This window comes from Caulobacter sp. GW821-FHT10A10 (assembly GCF_059415745.1).
In genome coordinates this window covers 63,604-77,377 of record NZ_JBWKNV010000013.1, presented here as the reverse complement: position 1 = coordinate 77,377, position 13,774 = coordinate 63,604, and the positions used below count along the sequence as shown (strand labels likewise).

At 68.7% G+C, this 13,774-nt stretch carries 11 protein-coding genes; 5 read left to right on the top strand and 6 right to left on the bottom strand.

Features of this window, described 5'->3' with window-relative positions; translation table 11 throughout:
• Positions 1-22: 22 nt before the first annotated feature.
• Positions 23-769, top strand: a complete 747-nt coding sequence (locus AC07NS_RS25490) for a DUF6065 family protein (protein WP_494607894.1) — start codon at positions 23-25, stop codon at positions 767-769.
• 178 nt (positions 770-947) lie between these two features.
• Here AC07NS_RS25490 and AC07NS_RS25485 read toward each other — a convergent pair whose 3' ends face one another.
• Positions 948-2,084 (bottom strand): acyltransferase family protein, encoded by a 1,137-nt coding sequence (locus AC07NS_RS25485; RefSeq protein WP_494607892.1) that lies wholly within the window; start codon positions 2,082-2,084, stop codon positions 948-950.
• Between the two features lie 90 nt (positions 2,085-2,174).
• Between AC07NS_RS25485 and AC07NS_RS25480 the strand changes: the two genes are divergently transcribed.
• On the top strand, positions 2,175-3,209 hold the full coding sequence (locus AC07NS_RS25480; protein ID WP_494607890.1) for a LacI family DNA-binding transcriptional regulator: 1,035 nt from the start codon (positions 2,175-2,177) through the stop codon (positions 3,207-3,209).
• Positions 3,210-3,213: 4 nt separating this feature from the next.
• On the opposite strand, the gene AC07NS_RS25475 is transcribed toward AC07NS_RS25480, so the two are convergent.
• Together AC07NS_RS25475 and glmM are read right to left on the bottom strand one after the other, a co-directional pair.
• Positions 3,214-3,366, bottom strand: a complete 153-nt coding sequence (locus tag AC07NS_RS25475) for a hypothetical protein (RefSeq protein WP_494607888.1) — start codon at positions 3,364-3,366, stop codon at positions 3,214-3,216.
• A 160-nt stretch (positions 3,367-3,526) separates the two neighbouring features.
• Positions 3,527-4,873 (bottom strand): phosphoglucosamine mutase, encoded by a 1,347-nt coding sequence (gene glmM, locus AC07NS_RS25470; protein WP_494607886.1) that lies wholly within the window; start codon positions 4,871-4,873, stop codon positions 3,527-3,529.
• A gap of 194 nt (positions 4,874-5,067) precedes the next feature.
• Here glmM and glmS point away from each other — a divergent pair, with 194 nt between their 5' ends.
• Positions 5,068-6,888, top strand: a complete 1,821-nt coding sequence (gene glmS, locus AC07NS_RS25465) for a glutamine--fructose-6-phosphate transaminase (isomerizing) (protein WP_494607884.1) — start codon at positions 5,068-5,070, stop codon at positions 6,886-6,888.
• A 155-nt stretch (positions 6,889-7,043) separates the two neighbouring features.
• Here the strand turns inward: glmS and AC07NS_RS25460 are convergent, their stop codons facing one another.
• Positions 7,044-8,390, bottom strand: coding sequence for a metallophosphoesterase (locus AC07NS_RS25460; RefSeq protein ID WP_494607882.1), 1,347 nt, complete (start codon positions 8,388-8,390; stop codon positions 7,044-7,046).
• A 251-nt stretch (positions 8,391-8,641) separates the two neighbouring features.
• On the bottom strand, positions 8,642-9,637 hold the full coding sequence (locus AC07NS_RS25455) for an aldo/keto reductase (protein WP_494607880.1): 996 nt from the start codon (positions 9,635-9,637) through the stop codon (positions 8,642-8,644).
• A 133-nt stretch (positions 9,638-9,770) separates the two neighbouring features.
• Here AC07NS_RS25455 and AC07NS_RS25450 point away from each other — a divergent pair, with 133 nt between their 5' ends.
• Positions 9,771-10,682: a LysR family transcriptional regulator gene (locus AC07NS_RS25450; RefSeq protein WP_494607878.1), complete on the top strand. Its 912-nt coding sequence runs from the start codon at positions 9,771-9,773 to the stop codon at positions 10,680-10,682.
• A 76-nt stretch (positions 10,683-10,758) separates the two neighbouring features.
• Positions 10,759-12,633 carry a ubiquitin-activating E1 FCCH domain-containing protein gene (locus tag AC07NS_RS25445; RefSeq protein ID WP_494607876.1) on the top strand — a complete coding sequence of 625 codons (1,875 nt, stop codon included), beginning with the start codon at positions 10,759-10,761 and terminating at the stop codon, positions 12,631-12,633.
• Positions 12,634-12,723: 90 nt separating this feature from the next.
• Here AC07NS_RS25445 and AC07NS_RS25440 read toward each other — a convergent pair whose 3' ends face one another.
• Positions 12,724-13,659 carry an isopenicillin N synthase family dioxygenase gene (locus AC07NS_RS25440; RefSeq protein WP_494607874.1) on the bottom strand — a complete coding sequence of 312 codons (936 nt, stop codon included), beginning with the start codon at positions 13,657-13,659 and terminating at the stop codon, positions 12,724-12,726.
• Positions 13,660-13,774 lie beyond the last annotated feature (115 nt).

Below are 13,774 nucleotides of genomic sequence, written 5' to 3'. Positions count from 1 at the left end.
ATAGAAACGGGAAAGAAGCGGCATGTATCTGGAGTGCTATCCCACCGAGAGCCGGCCGCCGGAGATCGTGCCTGGGCGTCCGCAGCGGGCCTGGATGGACCACTTCGCCGACCGCCATCCCTATCGCTGCCTGCCCCTGACCATGGCCAACACCACCGGCTGGGAGATCCTGTGCCCGGTCGGGTTCGAGGCCACCTGGAACGGCGGGATCCACCAGAACGACATCACCTTCAAGTCGGACCACCCGCACCCGGGTTTCGACGACTTCGTCAAATCGCACTTCTCGCGCGGTACGATCACCTTCCACACAGGCTACCTGTTCCGCACGCCGCCGGACTGGCTGATCTGGACCATGGGTCCGCCCAACCACATCAAGGACGGCATCCAGCCGCTGGCCGGCCTGGTCGAGACCGACTGGCTGCCCTTCCCCTTCACGATGAACTGGGTGTTCACGCGGCCCGGCACGGTGAAGTTCGCCAAGGGCGAACCGTTCTGCTTCATCACCATGATCCAGGACAAGCCGCTGGAAAACGTGCAGCCGGTGATCCGGCACATGAATTCCAACCCCGACATCCGCAAGCAGTACGACGTCTGGGCCGAGAAGCGCGGCGAGTTCAACGCCCGCATCGCCGCCCGCGACCCGGCCGCCACCAAGGAGGCCTGGCAGCGCTTCTACTTCAAGGGCGAACTGCCCGAGGAGATCGAGGCCCCGGCCCCGAAGGGCCACGTCAACAAGCGCCGCCTGAAGGCCCCGAAGATCGGGTTCTGAGCGGACGAAGACCCTACTTTTACTCCCGTCATTCCCGCCCTTGTGGCGGGAAACCCTGGTTCCGCTGACACGTGAGGCGCCAGCGGCGTGCTGAGCACGCCGCCACATCCGCACCTGCGGCTGACAGAGGGGTTCCCGCCACAAGGGCGGGAATGACGGGAGTTTGAGGTGTTGCGGCTCAGCCGCGCGCCAGCACCCTGGCCGCCAGCCACCGCCGCACCGGCTCGTCGACGAGCTTGAGCGCGGCCCAGGCGATCGCCACCGCCGCCACGAACACCCCGACGCCGACCAGCGCGCCCTGGGCGGCGGGGATTTTCCGGTCGATGACCCAGCCGGTGTAGATGTAGATCAGCGGATAGTGGGTGATGTAGAGCGGGTAGGAGAGGTCGCCGAAGACGCGGGCGATCCGGACGCTGGACCCCTTGGCGTCCTTCTCGCCGGCGCCGATGGCGACGATCAGCGGGAACAGCAGGATGATGCAGGCGGCCTCGTAGAGCCCGTTCAGCCACAGCCGTTCCGTCCCGCCGAAGCGCGGCAGGGAGAAGGCGGCGACCAGCAGCAGGCTGCACACCCAGAAGCCATGGTTGACCTTGATCCGCTTGCCCAGGCGCATCAGCAGCACGCCGGCGAAGAACGGGAACATCACGCGCGTCAGGCCGATCTGGACGCCATTGGCGTCCAGCGCCCAGCCGCCGATGACGTCGCCGCGCGGTCCGCGCACCAGCAACCAGACCAGCGCGACGGCCGAGAGGGCGACCAGAGCGCCCAGCCAGCGGTTCGAAAGCTTCCTCAGGCCCACGGCGTAGAGGAAATTGGCGATGTACTCGTAGAACAGCGACCATTGCGGGCCGTTCAGCGGATAGATCTCGCCCCAGCCGCGGATCTCGGCCGACGGCCGCAGCGGGATCATCACGAAGCCCAGCAGCAGCACGCCGATCACCTGCCAGGTCGTCGCGGTCCCGAGCTTGGGAAAGATCGACCAGTGCTGGAAGGCCAGCAGGCTGGCGCCGACCAGGCCGCCGATGATGATCATCGGCTGCAGGCGCACCAGACGGCGCTTCCAGAAGTCCCACTGCCCCATGCCGCCTTCCCAGCGGTCGTCATAGGCGTAGGCGATCACGAAGCCCGACAGCAGGAAGAAGAAGTCCACCGCCAGGTAGCCGTGGTTGATGATCTGCTTTTGCGGGCTGCCGCCGGCATAGGCCTCGAACAGGTGGAAGACGACCACCATCAGCGAGGCCACGCCCCGCAGGCCGTCGAGGATGACGTAGTGGCTCTTGGTGCGGCTGGCGGCCGGGACGGCGGATGAGGTCATGAACAAGCTTCGCTGCTGAAGAGTCGCCTCGCAGGCTTGTTGGGTTTATCGTTAAACCACAACCCTCTTTCGAACGGTGTTCGGACGGTCATGCGACGGCCCGCCTCCTCTTCAAGACGCCCCCGCGAGGGCGGCAAGGTCACGATCAAGGAGGTGGCCGCCCTGGCCGGCGTCTCGGCCATGACGGTGTCCAACGTCTTCAACGACACCGGCAAGTTCAGCGCCGAGACCCGCGAGCGCGTGCTGGCCGCCATCAACGCCCTGGGCTACGTGCCCAACTCGGCCGCGCGGCGGCTGGTCGGCGCGACCCCGGCCAGGATCGGCCTGCTCTACGCCGGCGTCGACAGCATGTTCATCGACGCGGTGCTGGCCGCCGCGGCCGTGGCCAGCGCCGAGCGCGGCCTGCAACTGATGGCCCGCAAGGCGGCCTCCCCGGGCGAGGCGCTGGACGCCGCCCAGGCGCTGCAACGATCGGGCGCCGACGCCCTGCTGCTGCTGCCGCCGTTCGACACGGTGCTGAGCGGTTCGGCCCAATTCCGGGCCCTCGGCCTGGCGGCCGCCTCGATCGCCACGGCCGCGCCCCTGCCCGACATGTTCACCGTCCGCATCGACAACCGCGCCGCCTCGCGCGCCATGACCGAGCGGCTGATCGCCCGGGGACGCAGGCGGATCGCGATCATCGCCGGGCCGCAGGACCATTCCGACAGCGTCGAGCGTCTGACGGGCTGCCGCGAGGCGCTGGAAGCGCATGGCCTGACGCTGGAGGAAGAGCTGGTGATCGAGGGCCGCTTCACCTTCGAGTCGGGCCTGGTCGCCGCCGAACGGCTGCTGGCCCTGGCCGAGCCGCCGGACGCCATCGTCGCGGCCAATGACGACATGGCGGCCGCCGCGCTGTGGGTGGCTCATCGGCGCGGCCTGTCGCTGCCGCGCGATCTGGCCGTCACCGGGTTCGACGACACCTTGCTGGCCACTCGCGTGTGGCCGCCGCTGACCACGGTGCGCCAGCCGATCGACCGGATGACCGCCCGCGCGCTCGATCTGCTGCTGGACGCCCTGCGGCGGCGAACGGACGAACCGGCGGACGTCCTCGAAGACTACGCCCTGGTCGGGCGGGCCTCGGACTAGACGCTCAGAGGTTCAGGAACAGCCGTCCCGCCACCCACGCCGTGGCCAGCCAGAAGGCGCTGCTGAGCACGCCGCCGAAGAACAGGGCGCGGCGGAAATCGCGGCTGTGCAAAAGTCCGGACGCGGCGACGGGCCGCGTATCCTGCGTGTGGAACACCTGGAACATCCTCCCGTGGCCCGGCGCTGTGGGGGCTCGCGCCGTTAACCACGGACTCGACGATGTCACGAAACTGACGAAACACAACCTGAGCCGTCGCCTTGTGGGCGAATTTTCGCCCATTTTTCGACAACTTAGTGCGAACGCACGTGAAGCGGGCTCAGACGGCCTTCACCGCCGAGGCGATGTCGCCGACCACCTTGCGCACCAGGGCCGGGTCGTCGCCCTCGGCCATGATGCGGATCAGCGGCTCGGTGCCCGAGGCGCGCACAACGATGCGGCCGCTGCCGTTGAGGGCGGCCTCGCCGTCGGCGATGGCCTCCTTCACCGACTTGGCCTCCAGCGGCTTGCCGCCGGCGAAGCGGACGTTTTCCAGTAGCTGCGGCACCGGCTCGAACTGGCGGGCCAGGGCGCTCATCGGCTTGCCGGTCTCGATCATCACCGCCAGCACCTGCAGGGCGGCGATCAGGCCGTCGCCCGTGGTCGAGAAGTCCGACAGGATCAGGTGGCCCGACTGCTCGCCGCCGACATTGAAGCCGCCCTCGCGCATGCGGGCCATGACGTAGCGGTCGCCCACGGCGGTGCGCTCCAGCGTCAGGCCCAGGTCCTTCAGCGAGCGCTCGAGGCCGAGGTTCGACATGACGGTGGCCACGACGCCGCCGGCCTTCAGCTTGCCGGCCCGGGCGAAGGCGCCGGCGATGATGGCCATGATCTGGTCGCCGTCGACGATCAGGCCCTTCTCGTCGCAGATCACCAGGCGGTCGGCGTCGCCGTCCAGCGCGATGCCGATGTCGGCGCGGTACTCGCGCACCAGCTTGGCCATCGCGTCGGGATGGGTCGAGCCGCATTCCTCGTTGATGTTGGCGCCGTCCGGCGACGTCCCCAACGAAATGACCTCGGCGCCCAGTTCGTAGAGGGCCGTGGGGGCGACCTTGTAGGCCGCGCCGTTGGCGCAATCGACGACGATGCGCAGGCCAGACAGGGAGAGGTGACGCGGGAAGGTCGCCTTGACGATTTCGACATAGCGGGCCTGGGCGTCGTCGATGCGCTTGACGCGGCCCAGGTCGCGCGGGGCGGCGAGACCTTCCTGCAGGCCCTCGTCCATCAGGGCCTCGATCTTCAATTCCTGCTCGTCCGACAGCTTGTAGCCGTCGGGGCCGAACAGCTTGATGCCGTTGTCGGCGAAGTTGTTGTGGCTGGCCGAGATCATCACGCCCAGGTCGGCGCGCATCGAGCGGGTCATCATCGCCACGGCCGGGGTGGGCAGCGGGCCGAACAGGCGCACATCCATGCCGACGCTGGTGAAGCCGGCGACCAGGGCCGGCTCGATCATGTAGCCCGACAGGCGGGTGTCCTTGCCGATCACCACCAGGTGGCGGCGGTCGTCCTGCGAGCGGAACAGCTTGCCGGCCGCCAGGCCGACGCGCAGGGCGACTTCGGCGGTCATCGGGTGCTTGTTGGCCTGGCCGCGGATGCCGTCGGTGCCGAAATAGGCGCGCTTGCTCATGGGGGTCTTCATGTCGCTCAAGTGAACTTGCGCGGCCCATATAGAGCCTCGCCGGGGCGGAGTCTGGACCGCGAAACGATCCGAAATGCAGATTTACGTCGCCGGTCCCTGCGCGAGTGCTAAAGGCCGCGCTCGAAATATCCCGTTCGGGTAGCAATAATCCTCCCGGCGCGTTCTACAAAGGATCATGTCCCATGTGCGGCATCATCGGCATCGTCGGTAAGGCCTCCGTCGCCGAGCGCCTGGTCCAGAGCCTCAAGCGGCTCGAGTACCGGGGTTACGACTCCGCCGGCATCGCGGGCGTCGTCGGAACTGGCGTCGAGCGCCGCCGAGCCAAGGGCAAGATCGTGGCCCTGGAAGAGGTGCTGGCCGCAGAGCCGCTGGTCGCCACCACCGGCATCGGCCACACCCGCTGGGCCACCCACGGCGCCCCCAACGTCGCCAACGCCCACCCGCACAGCGCCGGCCGGGTGACCCTGGTGCACAACGGCATCATCGAGAACTTCGCCGAGCTGAAGGCCGAGCTGGCCGCCGCCGGCCGCACCTTCACCAGCGACACCGACACCGAGGTGATCGCCCACCTGATCGACGCCGAGCTGGCCACCGGCCTGGCCCCGCTGGACGCCTTCAAGGCCACGCTCGACCGCCTGACCGGGGCCTATGCGCTCGCCGTGCTGATCGAGGGGGCCGAGAACCTGGTGTTGGGCGCCCGTCGCGGCAGCCCGCTGGTGGTGGGCGAGGGCCAAGGCGAGATGTTCCTGGGCTCCGACGCCCTGGCCGTCGGCCCGTTCACCAACCGGGTGATCTATCTCGACGAGGGCGACTACGTGGCCCTCGACCACGACAGCGCCCGCATCTTCGACGCCACGGGCGCGGCGGTGACCCGTCCGGTGCGCGTCGTGCCGACCAGCGCCGTGATGATGGAGAAGGGCAACTACCGCCACTTCATGGAAAAGGAGATCCACGACCAGCCCGAGGGGTGCCAGCGCACCATCGCGGCCTATGTGGACGCCCTGACCAGCAAGACCGCCATCCCGGGCGACGTCGACTGGGCCAAGCTGGAGCGCATCCAGATCGTGGCCTGCGGCACCTCCTACATCGCCGGCGTCGTCGGCAAGTACCTGATCGAGCAGCTGGCCGACCTGCCGGTGGACGTCGAGATCGCCTCGGAATTCCGCTACCGCCAGCCGGCCCTGCGGCCGGGCGCCCTGGTCGTGGCCATGTCGCAGTCGGGCGAGACCGCCGACACGCTCGCGGCCCTGCGCTACTGCAAGGCCAAGGGCATGAAGAGCGCCGTGGTCGTCAACGCCACGGAATCGACCATGGCCCGCGAGGTCGACGTGGTCTGGCCGATCCACTGCGGACCGGAGATCGGCGTGGCCTCGACCAAGGCCTTCACCGCCCAGGTCAGCGTGCTGACCGCCATCGCCGTGGCCGCCGCCAAGGCGCGCGGGACCATCGACGCGGCCGAGGAGCAGCGCCTGGTGAAGGTGCTGCTGGAGGCCCCGCGCCTGATCGCCGAGGCCATCCATCTGGAAGGCGCGATCAAGGAGATCGCCGCCGACGTCGCCAAGGCCCGCGACGTGCTCTATCTCGGCCGCGGCCCGATGTCGGCCCTGGCCCTGGAAGGCGCGCTGAAGCTCAAGGAGATCAGCTACATCCACGCCGAGGGCTACGCCGCCGGCGAACTGAAGCACGGCCCGATCGCCCTCGTGGACGACAAGACCCCGATCGTCATCCTGGCGCCCCACGACAGCTGGTTTGAAAAGTCGGCCTCGAACATGAGCGAGGTCATGGCGCGCGGCGGCCAGGTGATCTTCATCACCGACACCGAAGGCGTGAAGCACGCGCCCGAAGGCGCCAAGGTGGTGGTCACCGCCCCGGCCAGCGACCCGCTGGTCTCGACCCTGGTGATGTCGGCCCCGATCCAGCTGCTGGCCTACCACGTCGCCGTCATCAAGGGCGCGGACGTCGACCAGCCGCGCAACCTGGCCAAGTCGGTGACGGTGGAATGATTGGACCCTCTCCCAGAGGGAGAGGGAGGGGCCCGCGCGTAGCGTGGGAGGGTGAGGGGTTACAGTGTCGGCCGTCGTGCCGGCACGCCGTCTTCAGTCCCTAACCCCTCATCCGACCTGCTTCGCAGGCCACCTTCTCCCTATGGGAGAAGGATTCAAGCCGCCAACCCAGCCAGGATCGACGGCTTCACCTTCAGGTCGGTCTTGCTGAACACCAGGTCCTCGCGGCCGAAATATTCCTTCTGGCGGCCGGCGCACCAGTCGGTGGTGACGATGGTCAGGTGGGTCTTGTCGGGGCGCGTGGGGCCGCTGGCGTAGGCGAAGTCGCCGGTCAGCCTGTCGAACGGGAAGCCGCGATCCTGGTCGGTGCGCGACAGGATGTCGGCCAGGGTGGCCGCGTCGATTTCCGCCTTCATGATCACGCCGTCGAAGCGGACCACGGAGTCGTAGGCGTAGCGGGTCAGCTCGCCGGCCGGCAGGCCCATGCCCATGGTCGTGTGGCCCATGAAGCCGACGTCGGCGCCGGCCGCCTTGGCCATCAGGCCGGCGACCTTGCGGCCGCTGTCGCCCAGCGACAGGGCCTTGGGGATGCGGGCGACCACCGCCCGTTCCTCGGGCTGCAGGCGGGCGGCGAGCACCTCCTTGACGTGACGTTTCAGGACCGGGTCGGCCGGGCCGTTCGGGTCGACCACGACGCGGGCGATGCGGATCGGGTCGGCCCTGCGGGCGCGGTCGATCGTGGCGACGGTGAGGGGCTGACCCCAGGCGCCGGTGTGGACGTAGCGGCTGCGCCCCTGGGCATGCTCGACGGTCAGGTGGTTGTGGCCGCCCAGGAACAGGGTGCGGTCGGGCAGGCCGGCCAGCAGCGGCCGGTCGGCGGGCAGGCCGGCGTGGCTCATCACCACCAGAAGGCCGTCTTCGGGCGGGGCGGACGGCAGATTGGCCTGCGCCCACGGCGTCGGGGCGGGGATCGACAGGTCGGGCCGGATCGCCTTGGGATAGGTGTCGATCGAATTGGTGGCCCAGCCGACCAGATGCACCGGAAAGCCGAGGTCGAGCGTGGCGCGCGAGGAGGCCATCGGCCAGCCGGTGCGCTTGTCGACGATGTTGCTGACCACGGTGATGCCGAGGGCCCGCGCGCGGTCGGCGGCGGCGGCGATGTCCTCGACCAGGTCGGCGTCGTGGTTGCCGATGTTGATGACCGTGGGGGCCAGCTTGGAGACGGCTTCCAGGAAGGCCCAGTCGAGCTCGCCGTCGCTGCGCTTGGCCACGACGTTGCCGGCCTCGAACAGGTCGCCGTTCAGCAGGATCAGGCTGGGCGTCGCGTCGCGGCGGACGATGCGGCGCATGGCCTCCATCAGGGCGGGCATGATCCCGTAGGCCGAGTGCAGGTCCGACAGCATCAGCACCCTGGCCTTACCGGTGGCGGCCAGGGCGGCGGGGGCCAACATCAGGCCGGCCGTCGCGCCGCCCAGCACCGTGCGTCTGTTGAAACCGTTCATGCCGAGCCTCCGCGATTGCGCGCCCTGCCTAGAACTTGTCGGCGGCGGAGGAAACCGTCGAGCAGACGATGGATCAAAATCCTCGCCCTCCCCTCTCCCGTCATTCCCGCCCTTGTGGCGGGAACCTCTCTGTCAGCCGCAGGTGCGAGTGGGGCGGATCGCCTGCGATCCGCTTGCTCCGCCCTTGCGAGCGGAACCAGGGGTTCCCGCCACAAGGGCGGGAATGACGGAAAGGAGAGGAGGAAGACCCCTCACTTCTCGCTGTCGAGGTGCGCCATCATCGCCGGGGCGTAGCGTTCGCCGGCCGCCGCGCCCTTGGGCACGGCCGCTTCGATGGCGGCGAGATCCTCGGCGGTCAGCACGACGTCCAGCGCGCCCAGGGCCTCGGTCAGGCGATCGCGGCGGCGGGCGCCGACCAGGGGGACGATGTCGTCGCCGCGCGAGGCGACCCAGGCGATGGCGATCTGGGCGACCGACACGCCCTTCTGTTCGGCCACGCCGCGCAGGGTCTCGACCAGGGCCAGGTTGCGGTCGAGGTTCTCGCCCTGGAAGCGCGGCGAGTGGGCGCGGAAGTCGCGGGCGGCGGGCTGGGCGGTCTTGTCCCAGTGGCCGCTGATCAGGCCGCGCGACAGCACGCCGTAGGCGGTGATCGAAATGCCCAGTTCGCGGGTCGTGGGCAGGATGGCCTCCTCGACGCCGCGCGACAGCAGCGAATATTCGATCTGCAGGTCGCTGATCGGGGCGACGGCGGCGGCGCGGCGGATGGTGTCGGCGCCCACTTCCGACAGGCCGATGTGGCGGATGTAGCCGGCGTCGCGCAGCTCGACGAGGGCGCCGATGGTGTCCTCGATCGGCACGTCGGGATCCAGGCGCGAGGGCCGGTAGACGTCGATGTGGTCGACCTGCAGCCGGCGCAGCGAATAGGTCAGGAAGTTCTTCACCGCCTTGGGCCGGCTGTCATAGCCGAGGAAGGCGCCGTCGGGGCCGCGCAGGGCGCCGAACTTGACGCTGATCAGGGCCCTGTCGCGGTCCTGGCCCTTGAGGGCCTCGGCGATCAGCATCTCGTTGTGGCCCATGCCGTAGAAGTCGCCGGTGTCGAGCAGGGTGATCCCCGCCTCCAGGGCGGCGTGGATCGTGGCGATGCTCTCGGCCCGGTCGGCGGGGCCGTAGAGGTCGGACATGCCCATGCAGCCGAGGCCGAGGGCGGAGACGGCGGGACCGGTGGTTCCGAGCTTGAGGGTGCGCATGGCGATCTCCTTCGTGCGGGGCGGGCTCGGCAGGAGACCCGAGCGCCGCGGTGTTTGACGAGGCGACTATGCCGTCGCGCGACCTGTGCGATAATCCGCTCACTCACGCACGAGCCGTTCGGAAATTCGCACAATGGCCAGCCCCGACCTCGCCGATCTCGACGCCTTCGCCGCCGTGGCGAGGGCCCGCAGCTTTCGCGGCGCCGCCGTCGGCCGCGGGGTGTCGGCCTCGTCGCTGAGCGAGGCGGTGCGGCGGCTGGAGGCGGCGCTGGGCGTGCGCCTGCTCAACCGCACCACCCGTAGCGTCACCGCCACCGAGGCCGGCGAACGCCTGCTGGAGCGCCTCGCGCCCGCCCTGGCCGAGGTGACCGGCGCGCTGGACGCGGTGAACCAGTTCCGCGACAGCCCGACCGGAACCCTGAAGCTGAACGTGCCGGGGGCTGCGGCCAAGCTGTCGCTGGGCGAACTGATCGGCCCGTTCCTGCGCGCCAATCCCGGCGTCACGCTGGAGATCATCGTCGAGGACAGCTTCGTCGACGTGCTGGCGGCCGGGGCCGACGCCGGCGTGCGCTACGGCGAGCGGTTGGAGAAGGACATGATCGCCGTGCCGCTGTCGGGTCCCGAGCGCTATCAGGCCGCGGCCTCGCCGGACTTCCTGGCCCGCCATGGCGTTCCGCGCCATCCGCGCGATCTCCTGACCATGCCCTGCATCCGCCACCGCTTTCCCAGCGGGGCGATGATCGTTCCGGAGTTCGAGAAGGACGGCGAGATCATCCGCGTCTCGCCGGAGGGACCGCTGGTCACCTCGTCGTCGGAACTGGAGATCCGCGCGGCCGAGGAGGGGCTGGGCGTGGTGATGAGCTTCGAGGGCCTGCTGGCGCCGGCGGTGGCCGCCGGCAGGCTGGTCCCGGTGCTGGAGGACTGGAACCCGCCCTTCGACGGACCCTTCCTCTACTATCCCAGCCGGCGGCACATGCCCGCCCCGCTGCGGGCCTTCGTGGACTTCCTGCGGGCCCGCCGGACGGGGAGCCAAACGGGAAACTGAATCTTCTCCGGCGTTTGCCGCCTGTTCACCGTCGGCTGTCATGCTGCCCGGCGATAGAACGAGGGGCACTCCGCCGATGACCGTCCACAGCCGCTTCGCCGCCCGCCTGGGCGGGGCGCTCGCCCGTGTCGCCACGCGCCTGCGCGGCCTCGGTTCGAACACCCGCGGCGGCATCGCCGTCTGGGTGGCCCTCAGCATCCTGCCGCTGTCGATCCTGGTGTTCGGCGTGGTCGACGTCAGCCGGATGAGCCTGGAGCGCCGCCGCCTGCAGGACGCCCTGGACGCCGCCACCCTGATCGCCGCGCGGACCACCGCCACCGACGAGAGCACCCTGACGGCGACCGGCAGCGCGGCCCTCAAGGCCGAGCTCGGCTCCACCACGGCCACGTCGAAGTTCTACGTCGACTCCAAGAAGGAGGTCATCGGCGAAGCCTCGATCTCGATCTCGCCGATCATCCTGGGCCTGATCAACAACAACCAGCCTCTGGTGACCAGCGCCAAGTCCTACGTGGTGCGCTCGTCGAAGAACCTGGAAGTGGCCCTGGTGCTCGACATCACCGGCTCGATGGACGGCACCAGCCGCATCGGCGCCTTGAAGACCGCCGCCGCCGACCTGATCGACACCGTCGTGCAGGACGTGCAGACGCCGTACTATTCCAAGGCCGCGATCGTGCCGTACTCGATCGGGGTCAATGTCAGCACCTATGCCGACAGCGTGCGCGGGGCCATTCCGTCCAGCACGCTCAGCAGCGCGGCCTGGTACAGCGCCACCAAGACCATCTCGGCCTACACCAAGGGCTCGCCGACGACGATCACCACCTCGGCCGCCCACGGCCTGGCGGTGGGCGACTACGTCTACATCACCGGCACCGGCTCCAGCTATCTGAACTCCAAGATCCTGGCCGTGACCAGCGTGCCGTCGACGACGACCTTCAAGGTCACGCCCAGCAGCAGCATCTCCAGCGCCGGTTCGGCCGGCACGATCTACAAGTGCCTGACCTCGACCTGCTCGGTGGTGATCACCACGGCCTCGACGCACAACTTCCAGACCGGCGACCAGGTGCTGCTATCGGGGATCAGCGGCATGACGGCGCTGAACAGCCAGAAGCCGACGATCACCTACAAGACCACGACGACCTTCGACACCAACATCGTCGGCACCTCGTACACCACCGCCGGCACCGGCGGCACGGGCTCGTGCTACAGCACCTCGCGCTCGGACATCAGCTGCGCCTTCTTCAACTTCACCAGCGCCAGCAGCACCAGCGAGAGCTTCCCGATCAGCACCTGCGCCACCGAGCGTACGGGCACCTACGCCTATACCGACGACGCGCCCAGCACCTCGCTGGTCGGCCGCAACTATCCGGCCTCGACCACCTATGGCGCCAGCTCGACCAACCCCTGCCCGACCAGCGTCATCACCCCGCTGAGCACCGACAAGACAGCCCTGAAGGCCCAGATCAACGCCCTGGCGGTGGGCGGCTCGACGGCCGGCCAGATCGGCCTGGCCTGGGGCTGGTACATGGTCTCGCCGAACTTCTCGTACCTGTGGCCCAACACCTCGCAGAAGCCGGCCGCCTACGGCGCCGAGGACCTGATGAAGGTGGTGGTGCTGATGACCGACGGCGCCTTCAACACCAACTACTGCAAGGGCGTGATCGCCAAGGACGCGGGCTCCGGCTCGGGCGGCACGGCCGACCACATCAACTGCGCGGCCACCAACGGCGACGCCTTCACCCAGGCCCAGACGCTGTGCACCAAGATGAAGGCCAAGAACGTCATCATCTACACGGTGGGCTTCGACGTCGGCAGCGACGCCACCGCCAAGTCGATGCTCAGCGCCTGCGCCACCAGCAGCGACTACGCCTACTTCCCGGCCAACGCCACCGAGCTGAAGACCGCCTTCAAGGCCATCTCCCAGCAGATATCGGCGCTGCGGATCGCCCAGTAGCGGACCAGCAGCACATCCAAAGCACGCATGAAAAAGGCCCCGTCCGCGAGGACGGGGCCTTCGTCGTTCATGAGACCTCGGCGGCCCGGATCAGGCCAGCTTAATCTCGCGCAGGCGCTGCTGGAGGAACTCGTCGGCGGTGATCGACTCCGGATAGCGGTCCGGGTTCTCCGCGGTGATCGTGTTGGGCAGGGTCTTGATCTCGTAGTCCGACGCGAAGTGCAGGAAGAACGGCGTCGAGTAGCGCGGCACGCCGCGGCGCTCGGGCGGCGGGTTCTGCACGCGGTGGACGGTCGAGGGCAGGACGTGGTTGGTCAGGCGCTCAAGCATGTCGCCGATGTTGACGACGATGCAGCCCGGTGGCGGGTTGATCGGCAGCCAGTCGCCGTTGCGGTCGAGCAGCTCCAGGCCGCCTTCTTCGGCGCCGAGGAGAAGCGTGATGGTGTTGATGTCGCCGTGGGCGCCGGCGCGCACGCCGGTGGCGTCCTGCGGGATCGGCGGATAGTGCAGCAGGCGAAGCACGCTGTTGCCGTTCTCGACGGTCGGCTTGAAGAAGTCGCGGTCCAGCTTCAGGTAGGTGGCGATCGCCTCCAGCACCTTGCCGCCCATGCTGTCGAGCGCGTTGTAGAGCCAGCTGACGTCATGCTTGAAGGCCGGGATCTCGGCCGGCCAGACGTTGTCGGCCATGGTGGCGCGGAAGCGGTGGCCGGGCGGCAGGTCGCGGCCCATGTGCCAGAATTCCTTCAGGTCGTGGTGCGTGGCGCCCTTGGCGGTCTCTACCCCGAACGGGATGTAGCCGCGCGCGCCGCCCTTGACCCCGGCGTACTGCTTCTTGGTGTCGACCGGCAGGGCGAAGAAGGCCTTGGCGTCGTCCACCGCCGCGTCGATACGGTCCTGCGGCAGGTCGTATTCCGAGAGCACCGCGAAGCCATAGCGCTCGAACGAGGCGCCCAGCTCCTTGGAGAAGCGGTCGAAGTCCTTGCTATAGAGAGTGAACGAGACGGGCTCGATGGCGGATGCGGACACGGTTGGCCTTCGAAGTTAGTAAGACGGGCCTTACTACACCCAAGAGGCGGCGGAACGAAGGCCGTTCATCCTCCGCTCATGTCGTTTGTCGGAACTTGACCATAACGGGTGCGTT